Source organism: Oscillibacter sp. (assembly GCF_032060045.1).
Taxonomy (GTDB): domain Bacteria; phylum Bacillota; class Clostridia; order Oscillospirales; family Oscillospiraceae; genus Oscillibacter.
Window position 1 is genome coordinate 20,188 of sequence record NZ_DAMBZJ010000029.1, and the last position, 672, is coordinate 20,859.

Annotated in this window: 2 protein-coding genes; both read left to right on the plus strand. The window is 58.5% G+C overall.

The features are described 5' to 3' along the window. Positions 1-285, plus strand: a 285-nt coding sequence (locus RT018_RS11855) for a nucleoside recognition domain-containing protein (protein WP_312942235.1), incomplete at its 5' end; no start/stop codon positions are given. Between the two features lie 39 nt (positions 286-324). Next, positions 325-483: a FeoB-associated Cys-rich membrane protein gene (locus RT018_RS11860; RefSeq protein WP_312942236.1), complete on the plus strand. Its 159-nt coding sequence runs from the start codon at positions 325-327 to the stop codon at positions 481-483. Positions 484-672: the final 189 nt, after the last annotated feature.

Here is a 672-nt window from a genome sequence, read left to right on the forward strand (position 1 = left end):
GCACTGGTAACCGGCTTTATCGCCAAAGAGTCCGTGGTATCCACGCTGGGCGTGCTCACCGGGGCGGCAGGCAATGTTGCCGGGGCCTTAGGCGGGCTGTTCAACGCCGCTTCTGCTGTTAGCTTTTTAACCTTTACACTTCTTTACACGCCTTGCATTGCGGCGATTTCTGCGGTTCGCCAGGAACTTGGCTCCGGTTGGAAGGCGGCGGAGGTGGCAGTGGGGCAATGCGCCGTAGCCTGGCTGGTTGCCTTCGTGGTTTACCGGCTGGTCCTGCTGCTGTGAAACGCGGCGTTTTACGGGTTTTTCTGAGGAGGGCGGTTCATGCTGGAATGTTTAATTCTTTTGGCGCTGGCGCTTTGGCTGGGGGCGGCGCTTCGCACCCAGCACAGGCGTAAGGGTGGCTGCGCCGGATGCGACGGTTGCTGTAATCACTGTGAGCACAGCGGGAACTGCAACGACTGCAACCACCAAAAGCGCTGAGTTGTCACCGAGTTCTCCGCGCTGCCCCTTCATCTTTTTCCGTTGCCCTGTTGTGTAGGCAGTCCTGTCCAGCGGCGCTCTGCTCCTGTTTGGATATAGCGTCTTTGCTGTGACTATGGTGGCCGCGACAAAGATGGCAGCAATTGCGCGGCCTTCCTTCGAGTTATTTTCAAAGGGAACGGCTCCTCC

What these genes read in the sequence shown, in the direction of transcription:
- RT018_RS11860 (WP_312942236.1), top strand. Translation starts at nt 325, where the DNA reads ATGCTGGAATGTTTAATTCTTTTGGCGCTGGCGCTTTGGCTGGGGGCG.